The organism is Pontibacter sp. GD7, assembly GCF_058216375.1.
In genome coordinates this window covers 56,686-80,159 of record NZ_JBYZMP010000003.1, presented here as the reverse complement: position 1 = coordinate 80,159, position 23,474 = coordinate 56,686, and the positions used below count along the sequence as shown (strand labels likewise).

General features: G+C 47.3%; 21 protein-coding genes. 11 read left to right on the top strand and 10 right to left on the bottom strand.

Going from position 1 to position 23,474, the window contains the following annotated elements; translation table 11 throughout:
• Window positions 1-3: 3 nt before the first annotated feature.
• Window positions 4-561, top strand: coding sequence for a thioredoxin family protein (locus tag AC4BAP_RS05905; RefSeq protein ID WP_490581697.1), 558 nt, complete (start codon window positions 4-6; stop codon window positions 559-561).
• Here AC4BAP_RS05905 and AC4BAP_RS05900 read toward each other — a convergent pair.
• The 5 genes from AC4BAP_RS05900 to ppk1 form a co-directional block, all read right to left on the bottom strand.
• Window positions 542-1,378 (bottom strand): murein L,D-transpeptidase catalytic domain family protein, encoded by an 837-nt coding sequence (locus tag AC4BAP_RS05900; protein ID WP_490581696.1) that lies wholly within the window; start codon window positions 1,376-1,378, stop codon window positions 542-544. The two genes, AC4BAP_RS05905 and AC4BAP_RS05900, sit on opposite strands and share 20 nt — an antisense overlap.
• Window positions 1,379-1,623: 245 nt before the next feature.
• Window positions 1,624-2,082 carry a hypothetical protein gene (locus AC4BAP_RS05895; protein ID WP_490581695.1) on the bottom strand — a complete coding sequence of 153 codons (459 nt, stop codon included), beginning with the start codon at window positions 2,080-2,082 and terminating at the stop codon, window positions 1,624-1,626.
• 117 nt (window positions 2,083-2,199) lie between these two features.
• Window positions 2,200-2,895: an FRG domain-containing protein gene (locus AC4BAP_RS05890; protein WP_490581694.1), complete on the bottom strand. Its 696-nt coding sequence runs from the start codon at window positions 2,893-2,895 to the stop codon at window positions 2,200-2,202.
• A 98-nt stretch (window positions 2,896-2,993) separates the two neighbouring features.
• Window positions 2,994-3,893 (bottom strand): Ppx/GppA phosphatase family protein, encoded by a 900-nt coding sequence (locus tag AC4BAP_RS05885; protein ID WP_490581693.1) that lies wholly within the window; start codon window positions 3,891-3,893, stop codon window positions 2,994-2,996.
• Between the two features lie 787 nt (window positions 3,894-4,680).
• Window positions 4,681-6,783, bottom strand: a complete 2,103-nt coding sequence (gene ppk1 / locus AC4BAP_RS05880) for a polyphosphate kinase 1 (RefSeq protein WP_490581692.1) — start codon at window positions 6,781-6,783, stop codon at window positions 4,681-4,683.
• A 172-nt stretch (window positions 6,784-6,955) separates the two neighbouring features.
• Here ppk1 and AC4BAP_RS05875 point away from each other — a divergent pair, with 172 nt between their 5' ends.
• Genes AC4BAP_RS05875 through AC4BAP_RS05865 form a run of 3 tightly spaced genes read left to right on the top strand, consistent with a single transcriptional unit; the run spans window position 6,956 to window position 9,462 of the window.
• Entirely contained in the window at window positions 6,956-7,420 is a 465-nt protein-coding gene (locus AC4BAP_RS05875) for a hypothetical protein (RefSeq protein ID WP_490581691.1), read from the top strand.
• On the top strand, window positions 7,392-8,462 hold the full coding sequence (locus tag AC4BAP_RS05870) for a hypothetical protein (protein ID WP_490581690.1): 1,071 nt from the start codon (window positions 7,392-7,394) through the stop codon (window positions 8,460-8,462). Before AC4BAP_RS05875 ends, AC4BAP_RS05870 begins: the two co-directional genes overlap by 29 nt.
• Window positions 8,463-8,520: 58 nt before the next feature.
• Window positions 8,521-9,462 (top strand): DUF5996 family protein, encoded by a 942-nt coding sequence (locus AC4BAP_RS05865; RefSeq protein WP_490581689.1) that lies wholly within the window; start codon window positions 8,521-8,523, stop codon window positions 9,460-9,462.
• A 55-nt stretch (window positions 9,463-9,517) separates the two neighbouring features.
• Here the strand turns inward: AC4BAP_RS05865 and AC4BAP_RS05860 are convergent, their stop codons facing one another.
• The 3 genes from AC4BAP_RS05860 to AC4BAP_RS05850 form a co-directional block, all read right to left on the bottom strand.
• The gene (locus tag AC4BAP_RS05860; RefSeq protein WP_490581688.1) at window positions 9,518-9,958 is read right to left on the bottom strand and encodes an SRPBCC family protein; all 441 of its coding nucleotides are present in this window, start codon (window positions 9,956-9,958) and stop codon (window positions 9,518-9,520) included.
• Window positions 9,959-10,780: 822 nt separating this feature from the next.
• On the bottom strand, window positions 10,781-12,742 hold the full coding sequence (gene gyrB, locus AC4BAP_RS05855) for a DNA topoisomerase (ATP-hydrolyzing) subunit B (protein WP_490581687.1): 1,962 nt from the start codon (window positions 12,740-12,742) through the stop codon (window positions 10,781-10,783).
• Window positions 12,743-12,994: 252 nt separating this feature from the next.
• Window positions 12,995-13,627, bottom strand: coding sequence for an SIMPL domain-containing protein (locus AC4BAP_RS05850; RefSeq protein ID WP_490581686.1), 633 nt, complete (start codon window positions 13,625-13,627; stop codon window positions 12,995-12,997).
• A 270-nt stretch (window positions 13,628-13,897) separates the two neighbouring features.
• Between AC4BAP_RS05850 and AC4BAP_RS05845 the strand changes: the two genes are divergently transcribed.
• The 6 genes from AC4BAP_RS05845 (at window position 13,898) to AC4BAP_RS05820 (ending at window position 18,595) form a co-directional block, all read left to right on the top strand.
• Window positions 13,898-14,323, top strand: coding sequence for a DUF2267 domain-containing protein (locus tag AC4BAP_RS05845; RefSeq protein WP_490581685.1), 426 nt, complete (start codon window positions 13,898-13,900; stop codon window positions 14,321-14,323).
• Between the two features lie 154 nt (window positions 14,324-14,477).
• Window positions 14,478-14,891: an OsmC family protein gene (locus AC4BAP_RS05840; RefSeq protein ID WP_490581684.1), complete on the top strand. Its 414-nt coding sequence runs from the start codon at window positions 14,478-14,480 to the stop codon at window positions 14,889-14,891.
• A 294-nt stretch (window positions 14,892-15,185) separates the two neighbouring features.
• Window positions 15,186-15,626 carry a hypothetical protein gene (locus AC4BAP_RS05835; protein ID WP_490581683.1) on the top strand — a complete coding sequence of 147 codons (441 nt, stop codon included), beginning with the start codon at window positions 15,186-15,188 and terminating at the stop codon, window positions 15,624-15,626.
• The gene (locus tag AC4BAP_RS05830) at window positions 15,610-16,284 is read left to right on the top strand and encodes an SCO family protein (RefSeq protein ID WP_490581682.1); all 675 of its coding nucleotides are present in this window, start codon (window positions 15,610-15,612) and stop codon (window positions 16,282-16,284) included. Before AC4BAP_RS05835 ends, AC4BAP_RS05830 begins: the two co-directional genes overlap by 17 nt.
• Window positions 16,271-16,684, top strand: coding sequence for a c-type cytochrome (locus tag AC4BAP_RS05825; RefSeq protein ID WP_490581681.1), 414 nt, complete (start codon window positions 16,271-16,273; stop codon window positions 16,682-16,684). Before AC4BAP_RS05830 ends, AC4BAP_RS05825 begins: the two co-directional genes overlap by 14 nt.
• A gap of 744 nt (window positions 16,685-17,428) precedes the next feature.
• Window positions 17,429-18,595 (top strand): sigma-54-dependent transcriptional regulator, encoded by a 1,167-nt coding sequence (locus tag AC4BAP_RS05820; RefSeq protein WP_490581680.1) that lies wholly within the window; start codon window positions 17,429-17,431, stop codon window positions 18,593-18,595.
• A 332-nt stretch (window positions 18,596-18,927) separates the two neighbouring features.
• Here AC4BAP_RS05820 and AC4BAP_RS05815 read toward each other — a convergent pair whose 3' ends face one another.
• Entirely contained in the window at window positions 18,928-19,848 is a 921-nt protein-coding gene (locus tag AC4BAP_RS05815; protein ID WP_490581679.1) for a zinc-dependent peptidase, read from the bottom strand.
• A gap of 397 nt (window positions 19,849-20,245) precedes the next feature.
• On the opposite strand from AC4BAP_RS05815, the gene AC4BAP_RS05810 reads away from it, so the two are divergent.
• Window positions 20,246-20,836 carry a hypothetical protein gene (locus tag AC4BAP_RS05810; RefSeq protein WP_490581678.1) on the top strand — a complete coding sequence of 197 codons (591 nt, stop codon included), beginning with the start codon at window positions 20,246-20,248 and terminating at the stop codon, window positions 20,834-20,836.
• A 69-nt stretch (window positions 20,837-20,905) separates the two neighbouring features.
• On the opposite strand, the gene AC4BAP_RS05805 is transcribed toward AC4BAP_RS05810, so the two are convergent.
• On the bottom strand, window positions 20,906-23,314 hold the full coding sequence (locus AC4BAP_RS05805) for an alpha-ketoacid dehydrogenase subunit alpha/beta (protein WP_490581677.1): 2,409 nt from the start codon (window positions 23,312-23,314) through the stop codon (window positions 20,906-20,908).
• Between the last annotated feature and the right edge of the window lie 160 nt (window positions 23,315-23,474).

Below are 23,474 nucleotides of genomic sequence, written 5' to 3'. Positions count from 1 at the left end.
ACTATGGCACACTCCACCACCCAAGTTGAGCTGGGCTCCAAGGCCCATCATTTTGCCCTTTTAGATACGGTTTCAGATAAATTGATATCCCTGGACGATGTGACCTCGCAGAAGGCCACCGTGATCATGTTTCTGTGCAACCACTGCCCTTATGTAAAGCACATTTTGCCGGAACTGGTTAAGCTGGCAGAAGAATACCAGAAAAAAGGAGTGAACTTTGTAGCCATCAGTTCTAACGATGCCCAGCTACAGCCACTGGATGGCCCGGAGGAGATGAAGCTGCTGGCTGACGAGATGCAGTTCCCGTTTCCGTACCTGTACGACCATACCCAGATGGTGGCGCGGCATTACATGGCCGCCTGCACCCCTGAGTTCTTTGTGTATGACGGGCATAAGCGCCTGGCCTATCATGGCCAGTTCGACAGCTCCAGGCCAAACAACAATGTGCCTGTAACAGGCGAAGACCTGAAACAGGCACTGGATCTTTTACTGAATAACAAGCCGGCACAAACAGAACAGCAGCCAAGTGTAGGGTGCAGCATTAAGTGGCGGGTTCAGTAGGCGGCACGTCTTTCTGATTTTCTTTTACAAGTTCAGCCATGGCGGTTACATGGTCCAGGTACTGCGAGGTGTAGTTATCCTGCTCAGCGTGTATGTACATGGCTGTACCACCTACCACTGTCTTAATAATGTCTTCGTGTTCTTCCATGGGTATGGCCGGGCAACCCAGGCTGCGGCCTAGCCGGCCGGCCTGCGCAATAAACTCTTCGGTGGCATAGTCAGCGCCGTGCATCACAATGCAGCGGTCCTTGGCATTGGTATTAAAGTTTTGGTCCAGCCCCTCCAGCTTAAGCGACAAACCGTGCTTGCCATAATACGTGCCCTCTGTTACGTAAAAGCCAATGCTGCTCATGTACGACTCCTTTTTATTTGAGAAGTTTTCAGCGAACTCGTCGCCGGAGTTGCGGCCATGCGACACATACGTGTTGTAGAGCAATTCTTTTTTGTCAAGGTCAACTACCCAGAGCCTCTTCTCATTCGAGGATTTAGAGAAGTCCACGATCGTGATGATTGGTTTGTCTGATACTTCATCACGGCTTTTCATGTTGTAGTAGCCAGTTAGCGCTTTCTCGAACACATCCAGCCGCATGCCGGTCTCCTGTAGCCCCATGACATTATATAGGTTAAATGCCACCTGGTTCAGCTTCACTACCTTGTATTTTGCTGTTGCGGCTTTTGTTCTTTTCGGGTTCTTAAGCGCAGCAGACGTACCACTTGCCGCTGGCGTGGCCATAGGCGTAAGTACCAATGGCGCAAACAAAGGAATCATGCCCCTGGCTAGCTTTCTTCTTATATTTCTTAATCTGGGCTTTCTCATAAAATATACTAATGGGTATAGCTTATTTTACGAGTTGAAGCCGGTGCGGTTAAATATGAAATGAGGGCATAGGGGTTAGGTAGCCTGGAAGTATAAGGTTTTGAAGGGGGTGATTGTTAGGATACCGAAGGCGTTAACGTACTTGGCTAAACTGTGGCGTAGCTAAAATTTAGGTGTTTCTAATTCTTTGCTAGTTTATTGCAAAATCTTACAATGCTTTATAATGTAAAACAATATTTGGGGATTTAGAATCCAGCATATTTTGAAAGTTTTGCAATGTCTAAAATTAACTTCTCAAATGATTCCTGATCCCAAAATCTAGGATGCATATACCCATGAGCTACGCTATTTCGATTGTCTCCAATATCGGTGGGTTCAGATTGAGAGAAATAGGACTTGATTTCAGGTAAAATTTTCACAAATTCAGGCTTTCTATCTTTATTTTCCGCGATAGCTAAATCGATTAATTTAATGCCAACCTTTCGGTATTTCTTAGGGGTTCCATCTGTATTGAACACATCTTTACCATATTGACTTGTTGTCGATCTAATCATTTCTTCCAGATATGAATATGCAAAAGGTGTCAATACAGAATAAGAGTTTGGAAAGGCTAAATATACTCTTCTAAGTACTTCCCAATCAGGTCCCCAATTCCACATATGAGTATAGTTATAAATCTCGTCAAATGCTTCATTCAGATCCATCACATTGTTCTTTAGCGCTTGAGTAACAGTAAACTTTTGAATTTTTATATTCAACGTCTAGTGCAGCTGATGGGCGAAGCATAGCTGACCATGAATGCTGCACCTTGTTGGCAGATGCTATATTATGCTATCTATTTCACGACTTAGTATGAATCGATTCAAGTAGTTCGATAGATTATCTAGGTCTTGATATATCGAAAATTCATTTAAACCATACTGCTCTAAGTTCTTCTGAATTCGCTTTTTAGAATTATTGGGAATTTTAATTTTAATGAATTCTCTATCGTAACGGAGTTCATTTAATGGGATAGAAGGCTCGTGTGAAACTGAAAAAACCCCTCTTTGGTTGATTACTCTAGCTGTTACTCCCTTCGGATAGAAAATGCCCGAATAGCTTATATCAAAAGGGTCATACTTGGTTGTTTCAACCACATAATTTCCAAAATCATAGATGTATACAGCACCATCAACTTCTTCATTTAAACCATAAGTAGCAAAAAATAAAGCAACTAGTGGGTTTTTTGTCCAGTCTAATAATCTAGTTGCTAAGCCATGATGTTGAGCAAGAGATATCCAATCCCAAGTATCAATCGGTTCCTTATGGATTAGGTGAGAAGCATACCTCCTCCAAGCCTTTATTATATCCTGCTCCTTAAATACTTCTGGAACTGTTTTCTTAAATTCAGGTCTAGCAACCTTTGGAACTAAGTCCCATTCAAAGTTTGATTGTCCACGGAAAACAAAGTTACTATCAGCGTAACCTTCGATTATCTCATGGAAGTCTTTGAAATTAGTTATCTCAATATTTTTCATCTTAGTTCCTACCCAACTACTAGCTAACAGGAGTACCTACTCCTACTATCTGCACTATGTATGGAGTGCAGTTGATTTTTAAAGTATAATCTATCAATCTACCCCAGTCTGCTTATAACAAAGCGTTCCGGGTGGTTACGTTCGTAAAGGGCATGCAGTATACCGTCTTTTAGGCCAACCGCAGGCACGATCATACTTTCCAGTTTCGCCCATTTCATTGCCGAAAGGTATATCTCGGCGGCAGGAAGTATCACATCGGCACGGTCAGGGTTAAGTAACAGCTTAGTAATGCGCTCGTCCATGCTCATGCTGCCCACCATCGCTGCTACCTCTTCTATCTGTTTCCGGAAGATAGGCTTGCCCCCTGATTTACCTGCCAGTTCGTAAATTTTGTTGATGTTGCCGCCAGTGCCAATAGCCCGCGACAAATGGTATTTCTTAGAGTTGGTTTCGATCCAATGGCGCATGCTGTTCCAAAGCTCCTCAGAGTCGCGGCCGTGCATGTGCCGTATCGTGCCCTGTTCAAAAGACTGCGAAGCGATCTTTTCACGGTTCACATAAATATTGAATTCTGTGCTTCCGCCGCCCACGTCAATGTGCAGGTAGTTACGCTCATCCAGAAAGTTAAAGATAACCTTATTGATCAGTTCAGCTTCTGCCACGCCGTCTATCACATTTATCTCCATGCCGGTTTCCTGGTAAACGCGCTCCAGAATTTCGGGCGCATTCAGGGAGTTACGCATGGCGGAGGTAGCACAGATCATGTGATGGTCTACGTCGTGCACATCCAGCAAGAGTTGCAGGGCACGCAACAGCTTTATGAACTTCTCTATTTTATACTCGCTGATGTAACCCGTGTTAAACACATCCTCGCCAAACCGGATGGCATACCGGATGTATTCTATCTTTTTGAAAAAAACATTTCCGTTCTGGTTCAGCACACTGGAAATCTGACACCTCACAGCATTAGAACCAATATCAATAGCAGCTAACTTCAAAAAACCGAAATTTTAATATGAATGATATGATGGTAAATATACATAGAATTACCGAAGGATACGGACAAGTATGGCAGGTTTGTATGCTGTGATTTCCGGCTTGTTCTGGTGTGATTCTCAGATAGGGTGTTTGCAGATGTAAACACACCCCTGCACCCCTCTCAAGAGGGGAATCTTACCATCCCAGAGGGCAGGGCCGTTTTATTCTATTTTTTTGCTGGCGCGGATCTGTGATCCGTGACTTGTTATAAAATTGGATCTGCGATCCAATTGGGCCAGCCTGTCCCGGGCGCAGTCACGGGAAGGCCCAGCTATAGCAGGTCACGAGCGAGGACGCTCGCGCCATGACCTTGAAATTTGTAGAATGAAACGACCCTGCCCCAGAGGGGAATTACATGCACGAGCAAAATTCCCCTCCTCGGAGGGGTTAGGGGTGTGTTAATCGTTCCAAAGTAGTCCCTATTTGAAGCAGGGCCGTTTCATTCTAATAAAAAAGTGAAAACACTTCTGTCATTCTGTTAAGTTTTAACCCCGAACTTGATTCGGGGAAACTTGTGAGAGAAAGAGGGCCCCTACCCCCGGAGGTTAAGCTTGTCCTCCCAGCCCCCAAGATCCTTCCAGGATGACAAAAAAATAGAATGAAACGGCCCTGCCTCATGGGGGGCAGGGGGATGACAATCGTTCCCTGTAGGCCATACCATATTAAAAGCAGCACAATTCCTAAAAAACGAAGGCCGAAGTATACTTGCTATACTCCGGCCTTTGAGGTTTATACTTTAGAACTGCGTTACACCAACTCCGTTACGGGTGCCTCTACATTGGCTTTGTTGTAGAATATTTTGTGTACGTCTATTGTGTCTTCGGTGGCCAGGTTCCGTTTCTTTATGTAAGTGCCGTCCTCGCGCATAATGTAAGAGTTCTGGTTATCCAGCAGGTTATAGTATAAAATGTTGATGGCCTCGCGTTTCAGTTCCTCATTCACGATCAGGAAAAGGGCCTCAATACGGCGATCGAAGCTGCGCACCATGCAGTCGGCGCTGCCACCGTATACTTTCGGGTCGCCGTTGTTGTGGAAATAGTATAAACGCGCATGCTCCAGGTACTCGCCCACTATACTTTTAACCGTAATGTTCTCGCTCAGGTCCTCGCGGCCAGGGCGCAGGCAGCAGATGCCGCGCACGATCAACTTAATCTGAACTCCTGCCTTCGACGCTTTATAAAGCTCGTCGATCACTTCTTTATCCTCCAGGGAGTTGATCTTGATCACAATACCGCTTTTCAATCCCTTTTTAGCATTCTTCGCCTCATGCCTGATCAGCTCGATCAGTTCGTTGCGCATGTTCTTTGGCGAAGTGATCAGGTATTTATACTCGTTTGGCCTGGAGTGGCCCGTTATTACATTAAAGAACTCCGATACATCGTGGGCGTATACTTCGTTGGTTGTCAATAGGCTTACGTCGGTGTAGAGCCTGGCGGTCTGCTCGTTGTAGTTGCCGCTGCCAATGTGCACGTAACGCGTTACCTTCTCCCCTTCCTTCCGGATGATCATCATCATTTTGGTATGCGTTTTATACTTGCTGATACCATAGATTACGAAGCAGCCGGCCTTTTCCAGCTTCTCGCCTTCGCGCAGGTTGCGCTCTTCGTCAAAGCGAGCCTTTACCTCAAACAACACCGATACGTGCTTCCCGTTTTCGGCGGCTTTTAGCAGGGCGGCTGTTACGCGGCTTTGGTCGGCAAGGCGGTAGATTGTTTGCTTGATACCCAGCACAGAAGGGTCTTCAGCGGCACGCTCCAAAAGCTCCACCATCGGCTCCATACTATTGTAAGGGTGGTGCAGCAGCACGTCGTGGTCCTTCAGGTATTCAAATAGGTCTACGCCGTCGCTCGGCAGGCTAAGCGGCGGCACCGACGATGGCTGTTTAAACCCCTTGTCCTTGAACTGGCGGTGGTTAATGATCTGCCACAGGCAACGCAGGTCTATCAGGTTATTGATCGTGAAGATGTTGGCATTATCGATCGTCCAGCGCTCTTTCAGCACTTTCAGCATAAACTGCGACGGATTGCGCTCTATCTCCAGTCTTACCACGCGGCCCTTCTTACGGGTCTTCAGCTTCGACTTGATCTCCTGCACAAAATCCGCCTCCAGGTCGTCAGATTCTTCCAGGGTAAAGTCGCCGTTGCGGGTAATCCTAAACAGGTTCACCGACACGATCTCTACGTTCCTGAACAGCTTCTTTATCTTCCAACGCACAATTTCCTCGATCGGCACAAATATGATCTTGTCCTTTCGGTTGAGTTCGTAGAAGCGGGCCAGGTTCTGGGGTATCTGCACAAACGTTACCCTGTCTTGTGCCTTTTGGTCTTCGGTGGTGCGGGTAACCACGCCAAAGGTAAGCAGCTGGTTCATGAGCAGCGGAAACCCGTGGTAGTTGTCGAACACCATAGGCGTAAGCAGCGGGTAGATCGTATTCTTAAAGTAGGAGTCTACTTTTTTCTGCTCGATCTCCGTCAGCTCACTGATCTTGGGTATATCAAAGCCATGCTTTTCGCATAGCGGCTTTATCTCGCTGTTAAAGGTAAGGTACTGATCGTTTACAAACCTATGGGCGTAGTCCAGCAGTTTCTTACGGAAAGGCAGTTCCCTCAGGCCTGAGTAGTCGGTTCGCTCTTTGCCATAGTCGAGGTAATTGTACAAGCTGCCCACCCTGATCATGAAAAACTCATCCAGGTTAGACGACGTGATGGCCAGGAATTTAAGCCTGTCGAAAAAACTCTTGTTCGTATCGCGTGCCTGGTCCAGCACACGGTAATTAAAGCGCAGCCAGCTAAGGTCGCGGCTAATGTACTTACTTTTCTTTATCTGGTCAGAAACCTTGTTGATAAGCATGTTTCCTGTGATTAAGGGCTCTTTGTTCAAGAGCCTAAGATACGCACTAAACTTACAATTTACTCAGAAAGTATAGCTATTTCTGCATATCAGGATGGTATTTAAATAAAACAGAGTCGATTTCTTACTACTTTAGCATAGCAATTTTAATTGTTTGCCCCGAGTTATACAGATGCGGTTCAGCGCCAAAAGCAGATTTAAGTATACCAGGATACTTGTATTGGCAAGTATGGCCGGATCGCTGTTAACAACGGCTTCGGGCAAGCTTGGCTATGGCGAGTTATACCCCTTTGCCAACTGGAAACTATTCACGCAGCCCCTGGGCAGTAATAACCTTGTATCGGAATTCAGGATCTATACCCTGGCCCCGGAAGCCACTACCTGGAAACGACAGGAAGTAGCACCGTTGTACGGTAATTTTACCCGCGACGAGTATAGCTATACGTTAGACGGACTTACGCAGGCAGCCATATCTGGTAAAACGGATAGCGCAACAGCCTACAGCCGACTACTGAACTTTGCAAAGTATGCGGCCCCTGGGGCAGCGGCCTATAAAATTGTACGCGAAACATACCAGCCACTTGAGTATCTCCAACACCCCGAGCACTATGACACGCTTACAGTTATCCGTTTCTAAGCCATCCGGCCTGTTGTTTACGGCTGAGAAGCGTGCGGAGATATCCCGGAACACGTTTAATTTTCTCTATGCTGTTCAGGCGCTCAGGATGTTCAGTTTTGTATGGCTGTACTGGTTTGCTCAAAAGTATGAGTACCTGTTGCTGCGCCCCCGGGACATCTTCTTTTACGAGCATGCTTTGCCCCGCTTTCTGATGCCTTCGCTGCCCGCGCAGCCTGTTGTTTATACTTTGGTGGGGCTGGTGGCGGCATGCAACCTGTACCAGTTGCTACGGGTGCGTACTCAAGTATTGCCTCAGCTAGTAGTTGCATTAAGTATACTTTGGCTGAACCTCGTCCTGTGGGGTTATGGATTCTTGAGCCACATAAATCACTTGTTTGTGCTTGCGCATTTGTTTCTGGTTTTTATACCCGTCAGCAAAAAGGCTTTGCAGAAACCCTCAGTTTACCTGCACCAAAGTATAAACTGGTTTTATGCAGGGTTACTGTTTACCTATACCTTAGCCGGCCTCTGGAAAGTACCCTCACTGGCTTATAAACTGTTTTTTGAGCCGGAGTATATTCACTGGCTTCATCCTAAGGCTGCACTGGTAAATGCCATCGTTAGTCACCGCAGCCTGGACCTGGACTTCAAACTGGCATCGCTGTTCACGTCTGTTCCGCTGTTGTGGCAGGCAGGCTTCCTGGTGATGGTGTACCTGCAGGTATCAAGTATATTCGGCGCTTTCAGGTTGTCGCTACGGCCCTGGGTGGGCTTGTTCCTGTTAGTATTTCATACTCTGAACATGCTGGTGTTTAAGGTTTACTTTGAAGTGACCTCCATTACCATACTTTGCCTCTTTATGCCTTATGACCTGCTGTTGCGCAAGGCTTTTAACAGGGATGTTGCATCAGAACGGGCGCGTATAGCAATGCTTCCAACATCTTTCGAGCGCTTTCGGTACAGGCTTGGTAAAAAAGCTTTTTACCTGGCTGGCCCGCTGTACTTGCCGGGTCTGCGCAGCTTTGCAAACCTGGTACACAGGGTTTTACGGAGGCCCTGATAAATACCCAAACCCGTATTTACTCGTACCATAAAAGCAAACACAAACACACCGGGTTATGGCTACAGCAGATACAAACACAACAAACCGCCTCGATTTTCCGCCCCTGCCCCTGGAGGAGTGGGAACCTGCCAAGGAAACACTGCATTTATACTTTCAGATCATCGGAAAGATCAGGTTGGCCCTGATGCCGCGCCGGAACCATTGGTGGAATGTAACCTTGTATGTCAGCGCACGGGGCATGAGCACACACCCCATACCCTGCAGGTTTTTCACCTTCGAGATAGAATTTGATTTTATTGATCATCAACTGGTTATCCGGACAAGCACTGGCGCCGCAGAACGTATTGACTTACAAGATGGCCTGAGTGTATCTAGTTTTTATACTTCCGTGATGAAGGCGCTCAAAGTATTGGGCATAGAGGTAGAGATCCAGGCAAAACCGTATGACCTTAAAAGCAAGATCCCGTTTGCTGAGGACCATGCGCATGCCAACTACAATCCGGAGCAGGTAAACAGGTACTGGCGCACACTAGTTACTGTAGACCAGGTATTGAAAGAATTCAGTGGCCGTTTTTATGGCAAAACCTGCCCGGTGCACCTTTACTGGCACCATATGGACCTTACCGTTACCCGCTTCTCTGGTAAAAGTATACCGGTTAACCCTGATACCAGCGTGATCGAAAAAGACGCCTACTCGCACGAGGTGATCAGCTTTGGGTTCTGGCCCGGCGACGACCAGGTGCGTTTTCCGGCCTTCTATTCCTATACTTTCCCGTCGCCGGCAGGCATTGAACTGGAGAAACTATACCCGAAGTGTGCCCAGTGGGTGGATGCTAACGGAAGCCCGATGGCCCTGCTTAACTATGAAGAGTTGCGCCTGATGGACAACCCAAAGGAGGCCTTGCTTAACTTCCTGGAAAGCGCCTACACGGCAGGTGCCAATCTTGCCAACTGGCCAGTCGAAGAACTAAAGGCTATTCCGCTGAATGAGTTGTAGGACGTAAAACCGCAGGTATTGATCAGGTGCATCGTAGCGTTTAAACGCTACCTGTTTATTTCTCCAGGTACGCTTTTAGTCGGCCTTTAATAAAGTATTCCCAGCCTCCTCTGCAGCTTTCCCTCGCAAACTCTGAAACGTCTGCAGGAAACGTCTCCAGGCCTTCGTTTGTCAGGTGCAGGATAGTCCTATCTCCCTCCTCAAACAATTCAAACGTTACACTTCCCATCCCCTCGTACTCCTCGTAGCTCCAAAGGTATTTTATCTGCTGGCCGGGCTCTACTTCCACCACTTCCCATAAATGCGTGAATGTGCGTTCTGGTAGCTCTATCACAAACTTTGTTTTAAAGCCTACTTCAGGTTTAAAGTCCGGGATGTTTTCGAAATACCACTGTGTCATCTGCTCCAGGTTGGTAATGGCTTCCCATATTTTTTGCTTCGGTGCATTAAACTCCTGTGCTACTATGATTGGCGTTGATTTTGCAGTGGTTTCCATTGGCTGGTGCTGGTTAAGTATGAGTTATAAGTTGCCTGAAGATACGAAACTACACTGAATAAAATATTCTCACATTCCGCTCTTTCGGACATCCCTGTCCGAAAGCACGCTGCCGGGGACTTCCTAGTCCCCGTTAACCGTGGTTCAGTTTTAAGCAGGGCTTTTTACATGAGAATACCGCCAGTCTGAGCGCAGCGGTGACTGGTGGTTAAGGTTGAGGCCAGTTTGTAACTGGCGAAAGTATAGTTTTGGATAGCGCCAGTTACAAACTGGCTTCATAACTAGTCACAAGTTGCGCTGACGCTAAACTTGCGACATACAAAATTTCCCAAAAGCTTTCGGGGCTACAATTTCATCTTATTAACTCAAGTTGCGAGATATGATAAACCCGGCAGGTGTAAACACACCCCTGCACCCCTCTCTTTGAAGAGGGCCCCTACCCCCAGAGGGGAATAACATGCACGAGTAAAACTCCCCTCCTCTGGACTAGCCAAAACGAGAGTTTTGAGCTAGCGAGCGTAGCTCTATGGGGTGGGTAAATCCAGTTTTTGAATAAGAAGCTCGCAACTTGAGTTAATTGAGCACTATGTACTTTTCTATAAACGGTCATTGGGTAGATATAACAACTGGACATTTGTCCCTCCGGGCCAGTTGAGGAAGCCTGTCCCGGGCGGAGTCCCGGGAAGACTCAACCTTATCTGTTAGTCACGAGTCTGGAGATTCGCGCCAGAAAATTTTTGAAATGAAACAGATTTCTTTGACAAACAAAAAAGGCCAGCTTTTCAGCTGGCCTTTCCAAAAAGTATGAATTTATACTTGAAATTACACGTCTACGCGGGCATACTTTGCGTTGCGCTCGATAAAGTCACGACGCGGGCCTACTTCGTCACCCATCAGCATCGAGAACAGGTGATCGGCTTCTGCCGCAGACTCAATGGTAACCTGCTTTAAGCTTCGTACGCTTGGATCCATGGTAGTTGTCCAGAGCTGCTCCGGGTTCATCTCACCAAGACCTTTGTAACGCTGCACGTTCACGCTCTCGTCTTTACCTTTGCCAAGTTCGGCAACAGCTTCCATACGGTCTTGCTCGCTCCAGCAATAACGCTCTTCCTTGCCCTTCTTCACTAAGTATAGAGGAGGAAGCGCAATGTAGATGTAGCCTCTCTCAATCAGCTCCTTCATGTAGCGGAAGAAGAATGTCAGGATCAGTGTACGGATGTGCGAACCGTCCACGTCAGCATCCGTCATGATGATAACCTTGTGGTAGCGCAGCTTCTCCATGTTAAGGGCCTTGTCATCCTCCTGCGTACCAAAGCTCACTCCCAGTGCCGTGATCATGTTCTTGATCTCCTCGTTCTCGTAGATGCGGTGCTCCTGCGCCTTCTCCACGTTCAGGATCTTACCGCGCAGCGGAAGTATGGCCTGGAACTTACGGTCACGGCCCTGCTTGGCAGAACCACCCGCAGAGTCACCCTCCACCAGGTATATTTCGCAGTTTTCAGGTTGACTGTCCGAGCAGTCGGCTAGTTTACCTGGTAAGCTGGTGCTGGAAAGCACGCTCTTGCGCTGTACCATTTCGCGGGCCTTGCGGGCTGCGTTACGGGCCTGTGCTGCAAGTATAACTTTCTGAACGATTGTACGTGCCTCCTTCGGGTTCTCCTCCAAGTACTCATTCAGCATCTCGCCAACAGCCACATCAACAGCACCAGAAACCTCGGAGTTACCTAATTTGGTCTTAGTCTGGCCTTCGAATTGAGGTTCAGCAACCTTAACCGAGATAACAGCGGTCAAGCCTTCACGGAAGTCGTCACCGGTGATGTCTACTTTCACCTTGTCCAGCATACCAGACTTGTCTGCGTATGCTTTCAGGGTACGGGTAAGAGCACGGCGGAAACCGGCTACGTGCGTACCACCCTCAATGGTGTTGATGTTGTTTACATAAGAGAAGATGTTCTCGGCGTACGATGTATTGTATTGCAGGGCAATCTCTACAGGCACACCGTTCTTCTCACTTTCTACATGTATCGGCTCCGGGATTAGGTTATCACGTGTCTCATCCAGGTAGGCCACAAATTCTTTCAAACCACCCTCCGAGAAGAAAGAATCCGTGTTCACCGGCTCGCCTTTCTCGTCAAGTTCACGCATATCCTGCAGATTAATGCGGATACCTTTGTTCAGGAATGCCAGTTCGCGCAAACGGCTGGCAATGGTGTCATATTTATACTCTGTGGTGGTAAAGATCGAGGCATCCGGGTGGAAGGTAACAGTTGTACCTGTTCTGTCGGTATCGCCGATCTCGCGCACCGGGTAAGCCGGAACACCAATGTTGTAGTGCTGCTCGTAAATTTTACCGTTGCGGTGCACTGTTACATGCAGGTCTGTAGAGAGCGCGTTAACGCAACTCACACCTACACCGTGCAAACCACCCGATACTTTATAGGTGTCTTTATCGAACTTACCACCAGCGTGTAGTACCGTCATTACTACCTCCAGGGCAGAGCGGCCTTCTTTCTGGTGAAAGTCTGTCGGGATACCACGGCCATTATCAGAAACCGTGATAGAGTTGTCTGGATTTACGGTTACGTTGATCGTATCACAGTGTCCGGCAAGGGCCTCATCGATTGAGTTATCTACTACCTCCCAAACCAGGTGGTGCAAACCCTTTATACCAATGTCACCGATGTACATGGCAGGGCGCTTGCGTACAGCCTCTAAACCCTCCAGTACCTGAATACTATCTGCTGAATAACCTTTTGATACTTTTTTATCTTCTACTTCACTCATGTGTATTAGGGTAGATTGAATAGGTAAAACTACCACATTTAATTGATTTTTACTATACTTTTTAAGGGTTGAATTAACAGGTAATACCCTGATAGTTGGAACATGCACGCAGCCGCCTTCACAACCCACTAATTTTTAACAAATTAATGGTTGCGATAGTGCCTTTTAGATGCTCTCCGAACTATAAAAAACACAAAAAGGCTACCCGCCTGCGCAAGTAGCCTTGGGTAATCTAAAAACAGGAAAATACTTTTAATCTACTCGTGCCTTTACCTTAACCCGCGATACCATGCGCCGGTTAAAGTCATAGTACTCCGGGCCATAAGGCACTGTATTGTCTAATTCCTCTATGCCTACTATCTCAAACGTTTTACCTTCGCCACTTAAACCTTCAAGTTTCTGCCGGGCATTCTCTACGGCTTTCTGCATCATCTCCTGCTGTAGCTTAATTCTGGTATCAGGGTCCAGGTAAGAGCCCATTACATTCAGGCTGAAAGGGAGGTTCCTTTTAAGCAGGTCTTTGGTCAACCTGTTATAGAGGGTGCTGTCGGTAGCCGTTAGCATGTAACTTACACTGGTCTGGAGATCGCCTCGTACGGGCCTTCGGTTCATCTCCTCGGGCAGGTAATTCACATAGATGTTTTCACTAAGCTTCACCATACTGGGCACTTGCTGCTTTACCGAGTCAACCCATTTTACAAAACCATCGCGTTGGTTTAGCGGTCCGTTGTAAGACAGGTTGAGCCTGTAACCGGCCTCCGGCGATGGCTGCTCAAATTCGCCGATCACCTCAAAGTAATTCTCTTCAGCTTCCATTGGTTGGCAGCTACTTAGCAGCACTGCACCAACTATAATGGCAGCGCCAAGGTTAAAATTTTTTTTCATAGTTTCTGGTTTTATATATAGTGATTCCATAACGAGAATCATGCCATAAAATTTGTGCGCGGTAAAATTAATTAAGGCTGGCGGCAAAATAATTCAGACTGCCTTATGACAACATCTTGAAGCCTGTTTATAGGTTAACTCAACTAGCCTCGCCTGCTTTCAAAAGCAATATACCTTATACTTTCCGCTGTTCACATTCATCTCATAACCCTCTCTATTTTAAGCCGTTCATTTAAATAAACTATCTTTTAACAAAAGAAGGAGGTTAAAATGGCAATGAATTTTGATAATTATGTAAAGGACGCTAACACCTGGACCCACGAACTTTGCAACTACCTGGGTATTGATGACGAGAACAAGGCTAACAGGATATTCAGAGCTGTGTTGCATGCCATCCGCGACAGGATACCAACCGCAGAGGCAATACACCTGGGTGCGCAACTGCCTATACTTTGGAAGGGGGTTTATTACGATGGCTTCCATATGCACAGCCCGGTGCGCATCCGCCACGAAGACGAGTGGCTGGAGTTTATCCGTACCAAAGACGCCTTTGCCGACAATGCTGATTTCCCTACCTTGGACCACGCATATTACGCTTTTCAGGATGTGATGAAATTCCTGCGCGACCACATATCCGAAGGCCAGTACAACCAGATAGCACAGGCACTGCATTCCGACATTACTGTCCCGGTTTAAGCGGAAACAAACAAACATCAAAAGGTCTGGCACAGGTCAGGCCTTTTTTATTGACCTGAGCTATACTTTGAAACAACAACACCAGCGATGGAGTATCACATGGAACATCTCAGAGGTAGCATTACCACAGGATATAAACTAAACCACTAAAGCAATGAAAAGAAAAGCAACTGCAGTATGGAATGGCACAATAAAAGAAGGTGCTGGGCATTTAAGCACTAAAAGCGGCACGTTAAAGCAAGTACAGTATTCGTTTAACTCACGTTTTGCAGAGGGAGTTGGCACAAATCCCGAGGAACTGATCGCCGCTGCGCATGCAGGTTGTTTTACCATGAAACTGAGCGGTAACCTGACAGAGGCCGGACACAAGCCGGAGCAACTGGAAACCGAGTGTACCATTACCTTAGAGAACGGTACTATCACCAGTTCACACCTGGAGGTTAAAGCAAAGGTAGATGGCATCGACAAAGACAAATTTGATGAACTGTTACAGGATGCTAAAAAGAACTGCCCGGTTTCAAGGCTCCTCAACGCAGAAATTTCAGCGAACGCCACCCTGAATAGTTAGAATAAATGCCCCTGGTTTGTGAGGTAGCAGCCAAGGGCATTTATTTACACCTGTACTATACTTCATTACAGACAATCTGTACAAGGCAGCTATACTTGCCACTCTTAACAACTCTTCCGGATTTGCAATCCCGAGCATAAAACTACAATTCCCTTTTGAGCGTCCATTTTATCCCTACTCCAGAGCAGGGATAACCAAACCTGGTTCTGGTATACAGTCGTAAGCCTACTCCTTTGCACTTGTAAATTAGCAGGCTTACCTTTGCAGTACACAGCTATCATGGCTCAACTCTATATGAAATACGTACTGCTTATCTTTTCCCTGGGACTCACTTTATTTTGCGCCTGTTCATCAGAAAACAACCCACAGCTTCAGCGGGAAAATTTAGAGCAGCAGGTGTTGGCGGTGCACGACACGGCAATGGTAAAGATGGGTGATATCTACAAGTTGCGTAAAAACCTGCGCAGCCTTCGCGATACCCTTGAGGCACAAGCCCAAACAGACTCCACTATACTTCATAACCTGCAGCTACACATCCGGTTACTTAACAAGGCTGATGAAGCCATGATGGCCTGGATGCGCCAGTACAAAGCCCCTACTGAAGAGCAGGAAAACGAGCAAGCCATAAACTACCTGCAGCAGGAGCTTGTTAAAATTGAGAAAGTTCAAACCCTTATGGACAGCACGATCCATGCTGCCCGGTCAACTTATAATACCAATGAGAAAATCAGATAAGTTCTTATCCCAGATTCTATTTCTGGCAATTGTGGCAGGTATAACGTTTCTGTCGGCCTGTGACAGCGACTCCAATAAAACCCTGCCAATTTACGGTGAGCGTGAACCTGTGGAGCGCACCGTAAACGGTGAGACGGTAGTAGACACGCTTTACCATACGATACCGGATTTCGCCTTCGTAAACCAGGACAGTCAGCGCGTTACCCAGGAAACAGTAGATGGCAAAGTATACGTAACTGACTTCTTCTTTACGAGCTGCCCAACCATCTGCCCTAAAATGAAATCGCAGATGCTGCGTGTGTACGAGGCTTTTAAGGATAATCCTGACGTAGTGCTGCTTTCACACTCCATTGACCCTGCACATGACACGGTGGCCGTTTTAAAGGACTACGCTGAAAGACTAGGAATAGAAACAGCCAAATGGCACTTGCTTACCGGCGACAAAGACAGCATTTATACTATTGCTGAGAAATACCTGGCTGCAGCACGGGAAGATGCCGATGCCGAAGGCGGCTTTACGCACTCCGGCGACTTTTACCTGATCGACCCGCAACGCCGTATTCGGGGGCACTACAATGGCACCCTGGAAGAAGACGTGGACCGCCTGATAAAAGACATACCGGTGCTATTGAAAGAGGCAAACAATGCTAAAAAATAAACTGCTTATACTCGCCCTCAGTGGAATTGCCCTAACCACACTTACCCATTGCTTCACGGATAAAAAGAACGAGGGCCAACGCCTTTACGAAACCCATTGCCAGAGCTGCCACATGGAAGACGGCAGTGGGCTTCGTGGTGTTATCCCTCCTATTGCCGGAGCCGATTACCTGCAAAAACACCGCAGCGAACTGCCCTGCCTTATCCGCCATGGCTTGGAAGGCCCGATTACGGTAAACGGTATAGAGTATAACCAACCCATGCCAGGCGTAGACCTGCGCGAAGACAAAATAACCAACCTGCTCAACTACATCCAGACCAATTTCGGCAACAACAACGAGCGCTACACAATACCAGAGGTAGAACAGCTTTTAGAGGCCTGCCCACCTAAAAGGCAATAGATAACTATTTCTAACCAATCCGAGGGCTACGATTTAGGCACAAGTTTATACTTGCCATTTTTCCTGCAGCGAGTTTTCAACCTAATCCTGTCCCAAGACTTTACAGGATTAGGCCCTTCTTTAGAAGAATTGTCCCTTGAGGGTAGGGTTGTTTCATTCTAACTTTTTTTGTCATCCTGAAAGGATCTTGGTAGCTGGGAGTATAAGCTTAACCTCCCTTCCACCAAGTTTCTTTACAGAATGACAGTGTTTTTTTCATGTTTTTTTAGAATGAAACGGCCCTGCCCTCAAGGGACAATTTTGATACGCCTGAGGCGAATAGTCTCATATCTAAAAATTATGGGACAAGATAAGGTTGAAAACTCGTGGGTTATTATGTGGCAAGTTTTCTGCTTGCATAGCTACACAGAAGTATAATAAGCAAATCACGAAAGCTGAAAGCTTGCCCTATTTACAACCACGAGTTGAAAACTCGCGGTAGAAGCAAGATTGATACTTGCATGCAAAACATAGACTAGAAGTAGCTAAGGCTAGGGCAAATATTCTAAAGCAGTAAAAAGCTATAACCGAAGATGCCTCAAAACCTGAACTAATTCCTAATTCATAATTTCTCATTCATAATTCCCCATCTGTAACCTCCCCTACCCAAATTCAGTTAAAACTGAAATTCCGCAGCTAAACAGCTTATACCTTGACTAGCGGCTGTTTATTTCATATACTTAGCCAGATATTTAAAATAAAACTATGCCCAAAATTCTGATCATAGATGATGAGCGGGCCATCCGGAGCACGTTAAAGGAGATTCTCGAGTTTGAGGATTATACCGTAGACGAGGCCGAGGACGGAGAAAAAGGCCTGCAGCATCTTAGCAAAAATAAATACGACGTGGTGCTCTGCGACATCAAGATGCCTGGTATGGATGGCATTGAGGTGCTGGAGAAAGCCATGGAATTCACACCGGACACACCCTTTATCATGATCTCGGCACATGGCACCATCGACACTGCCGTGGAGGCTACTAAAAAAGGTGCCTACGACTTTCTGCAGAAACCACCGGACCTAAACCGCCTGCTGGTAAGCGTGCGCAATGCCCTGGATAAGTCTAACCTGGTTACCGAAACCAAGATATTAAAAAAGAAAATATCGAAGACTTACGAAATGGTGGGCCACTCCCCTGCCCTCACACGTGTGAAGCAGGCTATTGAAAAGGTAGCCCCTACCGATGCCCGTGTGCTGATAACCGGACCAAACGGTTCGGGCAAGGAGTTGGTGGCACGCGCCATACATGAACACAGCAACCGCTCCGGCGGACCACTGATTGAGGTAAACTGCGCCGCAATCCCTGCCGAGCTGATAGAAAGTGAGCTGTTTGGCCATGAGAAAGGTTCGTTTACCTCGGCTGTAAAACAGCGCATCGGTAAGTTTGAGCAGGCCAATGGTGGTACTTTATTTCTTGATGAAGTGGGTGACATGAGCCTTTCGGCGCAGGCCAAGGTATTACGCGCCCTGCAGGAGCACAAGATAACCCGTGTTGGCGGCGACAAAGACATACAGGTGGATGTGCGTGTGCTGGCAGCCACCAACAAAAACCTGCTGGAGGAGATCGAAGCCAAGAATTTTCGGGAAGACTTGTACCACCGCCTGGGTGTTATCCTGATACACGTGCCGCCACTAAACGAACGCCGTGAGGATATTCCGGACCTGGTGCAAAAGTTCCTGGGTGATATTGCCAACGATTACGGTAACAAACCTAAAACCATCACAGAAGATGCGCTGGAGAACCTGAAAGAACTGGACTGGCGCGGAAATGTGCGTGAACTCCGAAACGTGGTGGAGCGCCTTGTGATCATGAGCGGACCAGAGATCACTTTAGAAGATGTAAAGGCCTATGCTAAACCTGTTGTAACTTAAAAACGTCGATTTTTTTACTTTAAAAGCCCCTGTAAGTATACTTGCAGGGGCTTTTTTATTGAGTCAAGTTGCATTTAGCGGCACTTTCCGCTCTTCCGGATTTGCAATCCGGAAGTATACTATTGCCAGGATTTGTAATCCGATATTATACTTTGTCAGCTACTAACCGTGGTTAGAATCGGATTGAAAATCCTCATAGTAGTAGCATAGGGATTACAAATCCTGGCAATAGTATACTTATACTTGCGGAGTTACAGGAAAAAAGTCTTGTGTCTTGAGTCTTATGTCCTGAGTCCTTTATCTTGTGTCTTGTGTCTTGTGTCCAAAACCACTTATGCAGCCTGCTTTTTAGCCAGACAGCAATTTTTATACTTTTCTCCGCTGCCGCAAGGGCATGGCTCATTTCGGCCGAGGCGCTTACCGTAGGGGTTAAGCAATTCCTGGAAGTTGATCCTGAACCGCCGCTTCAGGTTTTGCTGAAAGATCCTGGTCAGGAGCTTATACAGGTCCGGGTGGTTTTCGGCCAGCTTATCGGGCTTTTCGAAAAAGTACTCGGTTACAACAGCAAAAAACTCCGCTTCGCTGGTGGCACCATACGCATCTATGTCTGATTTACCTTTCTTTATACTCTGGATCTTGCGGTACATCAGCTCCTGCCAGGGCTGCACCAGTTCATCGGGCAAGTATGCTTCCGGCACACCGTCAATCTCACCGTCAGCCTGATCCAGCATGTGCGCAAACTCGTGTATGCCCACATTTTTACGGTCAGCCATGTTATTGAAGCCCCGCTCCAGCGCAGGCTTAGAGAGGGTAACATAATGGTCGTTCTGAAACGGGTTGACTCGCCCAAGTATCTCCGAAACAGCCTCGCTGTCCTGGTCTTTAAAGCGCTTTATACTTCCCGGAAAAACAAACACCTCTCCCAGGTTATGGTACTCCCAGTCGTTGAAGCCAAAGATCGGGATCACGGCACTGGCTGCCACCAGCACCTTCGTCAGGTCGTCGATCTCCACCTGTATGCCGGTAATGCGTTTTTCAGAAATAAACAGTTGCAACATCTTCTCGAAGCGGTGCTTTTCCTCCTCTGTCTTTAAAGTATGGTAAAAGCCCACCCTGTCAACGAGTATCTTGCGCCACTCTACCGGAAAATCCTGAGCCAGCACTACTTTGCGCCTGCGCGCCTTGCGCGTGGCCCATCTATAAAAAAGCAGGCAAATGCCTGCTACCAAAATCGTAAATACTACATATCCCATGAGTGGTATAAACGTTTAAACCTGCGGAAAGATGTTTTAGCACTATACTTGGGTAACCATACTTTAATCAATAATCCTGTTTAGAGTTTACTAAGATCCATACTGCCTGCCCTTGCTGCGTGTTCTCACCAGCAAGTACAATAGCCAGCGACTTTTAATTGTTGGTGAGAAACACCAACAATGGCGGGTTTATACTTTTTAAGAAAAACTCTGATACAGCTTCAATTTTATACTTACAAAGCATTGTGTATTTCATACTTAACAAGCACCATGGCAAAGTATAAAACAACTGGCTGTGGCATAACCCCCAAACCGGCATCTCACCAAAAGATATCACAACAATTAGTATATTGTATGCGTTTGTTTAGTAAATTTAAGTACACTTTTCTGACTGTACATGAGACACCTGCTAAAGTATGGCGCCGCCCTTATGCTGCTGGCAACCACGTTAACCTCTTGCCGCGAAGAACCTGATTATGCCGATGCTCCCGAGATCGAGTTTAAACGGGTTGATGTAAGCTATGTAAAGGAGTTTGGAATAACGACGGCTAACTTAACTATCGTTATCGGTTTTCAGGATGGCAACGGGAACCTGGGCCTGAGGCCGCTGGACAGCAACCCGAACAGCACCGACCCGGACAGCAAGGCTCCTTTTAATGCAGGTTCGCAATACCAGAACAACTTCATTACAGACCTTTTCATCAAAAAGCCTGTACCAGGCAGCCCAAGCGACTCGGCATTTGTAAAGTTTCAGTTTCCGGTGCAGGGCTTCGACTTTAGCGGACGCTTCAGAAGGCTAACCAACGACGACCGCGCCGAGCCACTGGAAGGCGAGATAAAGTATACGATCAACAGCATCACAGACGAATTCTTTAAACCCGGTGATATCATCAAGTTCCAGATCTTTATTTACGACCGCAATACGCCAATACCTAATAAGAGCAACATAATAGAAACGCGGCCAATAAAACTGACTTTTAAACCATAAGACAAACCATAAAAGAAGAGCCCCGGCAGGTAAACCTGCCGGGGCTCTTCTTTTATATATAAGTATACGTTAGTAGATCTTCGGGAAAGCCTCCGGATCTGCCTCGTTCATGATCTCATAAATTGTCTCAAACACATCCTCAGCGTTTGGTTTAGAGAAGTAGTCGCCGTCAGAAGAGTATGGAGGACGGTGCGCGTGTGCCGATAAGCACTGTGGCTTCGAGTCCAGCCATCTCCAGGCTCCCTGCTCGTCCACTACCTGCTGCATCATGTAAGCAGTAGCGCCGCCCGGCACGTCCTCGTCTGTGAACAGCACACGGTTGGTCTTACGGATAGATTCTGTGATAACGTGCTCAATATCAAACGGCAGTAGCGTCTGCACGTCAATTACCTCTGCGGAGATACCAAACTGCTCCAGCTGCTTGGCTGCCTCCATCACGATGCGGCACATAGAGCCATACGTAACGATGGTAATGTCCTCGCCTTCTCTAAGAATTTCCGGTTTGCCAAGTGGTACTGTAAACTCAGCTATGTTATTCGGGATACGCTCTTTCAGGCGGTAACCGTTCAGGCACTCAATGATCAATGCCGGCTCATCAGACTTAAGCAATGTGTTGTAGAAACCTGCCGCCTGCGTCATGTCGCGCGGCACGAGTACGTGCATACCTCTGATGCTGTGCAGGATCATACCAATAGGAGAACCTGAATGCCAGATACCCTCTAACCTGTGACCGCGTGTACGTACGATCAATGGAGCCTTCTGGCCTCCTTTGGTGCGGTACTGCAAGCAAGCCACATCATCAGACAGGATTTGAATAGCATACAGAAGATAATCCAAGTACTGGATCTCAGTTATAGGGCGCAGGCCGCGCAATGCAGCACCAATACCCTGCCCGATGATGGTACACTCTCGGATACCGGTGTCGGTAACACGCAGTTCGCCATACTTCTCCTGCAGGCCGGCAAAAGCCTGGTTCACGTCGCCTATAAAGCCAACGTCCTCACCGATGGCAAATACGCGCGGGTCTCTGGCAAGTATGGCATCGAAGCAAGCCTGCAACACTTCACGGCCATCCACAACCGGTGAATTATCGTCAAACTCCGGCTTCACCTCCTCTACCTGCAGCGCCGACTCATCGGATTGGCTGAATAGGTAAGAGTTAAAGCGATCAGCGTTCTCTCCCATACTTTGTTCCAGCCACTCAACCAGCTCACGCTTGGCCTGGTTACGCTCATCGCGTACGTAACGCAATGCACGGCGTACTGCCCTAACCGCATCGCTGCGGATCGGGGTTGTTGTTTTGCGCAGTTCTTCTGCAATAGTGGCTACTTCCGTGATATGCTCACTGGCGGCGGCCAGGTTATCTAAAAGGCTCAGAGCCTCTTCGTGGTCTGTTTTAATAGAGCTGGCAAACTCGTTCCAGGCATTTCCCCTGGCTGATTTTACAGCTTCCTTAGCCTCTGCCTCAATGGCGTCCAGTTGCTCGGTGGTGGCAAGCTCGCTGTCCAGTATCCACTCGCGCATCTTTTTAAGGCAATCATAATCGGCTTCCCACTCCAGGCGCTCTTTAGACTTGTAACGTTCGTGAGAACCTGATGTAGAGTGGCCCTGAGGCTGTGTCAGCTCTTCAACGTGCACCAGCACCGGCACATGCTGCTCGCGGCAAACGCGCACTGCAGCCTCGTATGTTTCGCAAAGGGCAGCGTAATCCCAGCCTTTTACCTTAAATATCTCGTAGCCCTGCTCTCCTTCGGCATTGCGCTGGAAACCGGCTAAAATTTCTGATATACTTCCTTTCGTAGTCTGATACTCAGCTGGCACAGAAATACCGTAGCCATCGTCCCAAACCGACACAAGCATCGGCACCTGCAACACGCCGCCAGCATTTATGGCCTCGAAGAACATACCCTCCGATGTAGAGGCATTGCCAATAGTACCGAAAGCCACCTCATTCCCATTTACGGAAAAGTTTTCCATGTTGTGGAGCGCCGGGTTCTGGCGGTAAAGCTTGGAGGCGTAGGCCAGGCCTACTAAACGCGGCATCTGAGAAGCAGTAGGCGATATATCAGAGCTGGAGTTTTTGGATTTGGTAAGGTCTTTCCATTTGCCCTCATCATCCAGCAGGCGTGTACCGAAGTGGCCGTTCATGGCACGTCCGGCGGTAGATGGCTCTGCATCAACATCAGTATGGGCATAAAGCTGGGCAAAATACTGCTGCAGGGTCAACTCGCCTATGGCAAACATGAAGGTCTGGTCGCGGTAATAGCCCGAGCGGAAGTCGCCGTTCTGGAAAAATTTGGCCATGGCCAGTTGCGCTACCTCTTTACCATCCCCGAAAATTCCGAATTTGGCTTTGCCCATGAAAACCTCCTTACGGCCAGCCAAGCTAGCCTGTCGGCTTTCCCACGCAATGCGGTAATCGTTTAGTATTTCTTCAGCTGTTAGTCTCTGAGTAATAGATGCTTCAGCAGTTTGCATGTTTTCTGATTTAAACCAAATGATTTTATTCCAGTCAAAAGTACTGAAGATTCGCCTAAATTCAAATAAAGGGCTATAAGGCAGCAATCTGGCACAATTGTGGCACTATAATTTTTGAGAAAAGATTTTATATATTTGTCCACAGTGGAGTAATCCGTAC

Coding starts and splice junctions, on each gene's coding strand:
- AC4BAP_RS05905 (WP_490581697.1), top strand. CDS start 4: ATGGCACACTCCACCACCCAAGTTGAGCTGGGCTCCAAGGCCCATCAT.
- AC4BAP_RS05900 (WP_490581696.1), bottom strand. CDS start 1,378: ATGAGAAAGCCCAGATTAAGAAATATAAGAAGAAAGCTAGCCAGGGGC.
- AC4BAP_RS05895 (WP_490581695.1), bottom strand. CDS start 2,082: ATGGATCTGAATGAAGCATTTGACGAGATTTATAACTATACTCATATG.
- AC4BAP_RS05890 (WP_490581694.1), bottom strand. CDS start 2,895: ATGAAAAATATTGAGATAACTAATTTCAAAGACTTCCATGAGATAATC.
- ppk1 (WP_490581692.1), bottom strand. CDS start 6,783: ATGCTTATCAACAAGGTTTCTGACCAGATAAAGAAAAGTAAGTACATT.
- AC4BAP_RS05875 (WP_490581691.1), top strand. CDS start 6,956: ATGCGGTTCAGCGCCAAAAGCAGATTTAAGTATACCAGGATACTTGTA.
- AC4BAP_RS05870 (WP_490581690.1), top strand. CDS start 7,392: ATGACACGCTTACAGTTATCCGTTTCTAAGCCATCCGGCCTGTTGTTT.
- AC4BAP_RS05865 (WP_490581689.1), top strand. CDS start 8,521: ATGGCTACAGCAGATACAAACACAACAAACCGCCTCGATTTTCCGCCC.
- AC4BAP_RS05860 (WP_490581688.1), bottom strand. CDS start 9,958: ATGGAAACCACTGCAAAATCAACGCCAATCATAGTAGCACAGGAGTTT.
- gyrB (WP_490581687.1), bottom strand. CDS start 12,742: ATGAGTGAAGTAGAAGATAAAAAAGTATCAAAAGGTTATTCAGCAGAT.
- AC4BAP_RS05850 (WP_490581686.1), bottom strand. CDS start 13,627: ATGAAAAAAAATTTTAACCTTGGCGCTGCCATTATAGTTGGTGCAGTG.
- AC4BAP_RS05845 (WP_490581685.1), top strand. CDS start 13,898: ATGGCAATGAATTTTGATAATTATGTAAAGGACGCTAACACCTGGACC.
- AC4BAP_RS05840 (WP_490581684.1), top strand. CDS start 14,478: ATGAAAAGAAAAGCAACTGCAGTATGGAATGGCACAATAAAAGAAGGT.
- AC4BAP_RS05835 (WP_490581683.1), top strand. CDS start 15,186: ATGAAATACGTACTGCTTATCTTTTCCCTGGGACTCACTTTATTTTGC.
- AC4BAP_RS05830 (WP_490581682.1), top strand. CDS start 15,610: ATGAGAAAATCAGATAAGTTCTTATCCCAGATTCTATTTCTGGCAATT.
- AC4BAP_RS05825 (WP_490581681.1), top strand. CDS start 16,271: ATGCTAAAAAATAAACTGCTTATACTCGCCCTCAGTGGAATTGCCCTA.
- AC4BAP_RS05820 (WP_490581680.1), top strand. CDS start 17,429: ATGCCCAAAATTCTGATCATAGATGATGAGCGGGCCATCCGGAGCACG.
- AC4BAP_RS05815 (WP_490581679.1), bottom strand. CDS start 19,848: ATGGGATATGTAGTATTTACGATTTTGGTAGCAGGCATTTGCCTGCTT.
- AC4BAP_RS05810 (WP_490581678.1), top strand. CDS start 20,246: ATGAGACACCTGCTAAAGTATGGCGCCGCCCTTATGCTGCTGGCAACC.
- AC4BAP_RS05805 (WP_490581677.1), bottom strand. CDS start 23,314: ATGCAAACTGCTGAAGCATCTATTACTCAGAGACTAACAGCTGAAGAA.